The organism is Acinetobacter sp. RIT698, assembly GCF_009668065.1.
Classification (GTDB): domain Bacteria; phylum Pseudomonadota; class Gammaproteobacteria; order Pseudomonadales; family Moraxellaceae; genus Acinetobacter; species Acinetobacter guillouiae.
In genome coordinates, this window is record NZ_WJYH01000111.1 from 1 (window position 1) to 1935 (window position 1935).

The 1935-nt window shown below is 43.3% G+C and carries 1 protein-coding gene; it reads right to left on the reverse strand.

The features are described 5' to 3' along the window. A partial coding sequence (locus tag GJV03_RS21585) for an MBG domain-containing protein (protein WP_171501891.1) occupies positions 1-1935 on the reverse strand: 1935 nt, incomplete at both ends.

The following is a 1935-nucleotide window of genomic DNA, read 5'->3' on the forward strand; positions in this document are numbered from 1 at the left end:
GTTAACATATTTGCCTGCATATTTAGCAGTCACCGTTGCACTGACACCTGAGAGTACTGATTCAGTTTCGCCATTGACCAAACCTGTCGCACTAAAGCCAGCAGCTGTTTGACCTTTACCGTTATAGGTGGTTGATACACTATTGGCAGTTACAGTGGCTTTCGCTTTAGCAATATCTAATGAGCCATCAACAAAACTTAACTCGTAGTTCTTGTCTAGACCCGTTGCAGTATTGGTGTATTTGCCAGCATCTTTGCCGGTAACCGTTGCACTGACACCAGAGAGTACTGATTCATTTTCAGCACTCACCAAACCTGTCGCACTAAAGCCAGCAGCAGTTTGATTTTTACCATTATAGGTGGTTGATACGCTATTGGCAGTCACAGTCGCCTTAGCTTTCGCAATATCCAAAGAGCCATCAATAAGCGTCAGATCATAGTTCTTGTCTACACCTGTTACTGTGTTGGTGTATTTGCCTGCATCTTTGCCTGTGACAGTTGCCGAAACACCTGACAATACACTTGTAGTTTCGCCATTGACCAAACCAGTCGCACTAAAACCAGCAGCCGTTTGGTCTTTACCGTTATAGGTAGTTGATACGCTATTGGCAGTTACAGTGGCTTTTGCTTTGGCGATATCCAAAGAGCCATCAACAAAGCTTAGCTCATAGTTTTTATCTAGACCTGTTGCGGTATTAGTGTATTTGCCAGCATCTTTAGCAGTCACCGTTGCACTGACACCTGAGAGTACTGAATCCGTTTCACCATTCACCAAACCTGTTGCAGTAAAGCCAGCAGCCGTTTGATCTTTACCATTATAAGTAGTTGATATGCTATTGGCGGTTACAGTGGCTTTAGCCTTAGCAATATCCAATGAACCATCAACAAAGCTTAGCTCATAGTTTTTATCTATACCCGTTGCAGTGTTGGTGTATTGACCTGCATCTTTAGCGGTAACGGTTGCACTGACACCTGAGAGTACTGATTCAGTTTCACTATTGACCAAACCAGTCGCAGTAAAGCCCGCAGCTGTTTGATCTTTACCGTTATAAGTAGTTGATACACTATTGGCAGTTACAGTGGCTTTAGCCTTAGCAATATCCAATGAGCCATCAACAAAGCTTAGCTCGTAGTTTTTATCTAGACCTGTTGCGGTATTGGTGTATTGGCCTGCATCTTTAGCAGTCACCGTCGCGCTTACACTAGATAGTACGGATTCAGTTTCACCATTGACCAAACCTGTTGCAGTAAAGCCAGCAGCCGTTTGGTCTTTACCGTTATAGGTGGTTGATACACTATTGGCAGTCACAGTCGCCTTAGCTTTGGCAATATCTAATGAACCATCAACAAAGCTTAGCTCGTAGTTTTTGTCTAGACCCGTTGCCGTATTGGTATATTGACCTGCATCTTTAGCGGTAACTGTTGCCGAAACACCTGACAATACACTTGTAGTTTCGCCATTCACTAAACCTGTTGCAGTAAAGCCAGCAGCCGTTTGGTCTTTACCGTTATAGGTGGTTGATACACTATTGGCAGTAACAATGGCTTTAGCTTTGGCAATATCTAATGAACCATCAACAAAGCTTAGCTCGTAGTTTTTGTCTAGGCCCGTTGCCGTATTGGTATATTGACCTGCATCTTTAGCGGTAACGGTTGCACTGACACCTGAGAGTACGGATTCAGTTTCACCATTGACCAAACCAGTCGCACTAAAGCCAGCAGCCGTTTGATCTTTACCGTTATAGGTAGTTGATACACTATTGGCAGTAACAATGGCTTTAGCCTTAGCAATATCCAAAGAGCCATCAATAAGCGTTAGATCATAATTCTTGTCTACACCTGTTACTTTGTTGTTGTATTTGCCTGCATCTTTAGCAGTAACTGTAGCAGTTACACCTGAGAGTACTGATTCAGTTTCGCCATTGACCAAACCTAC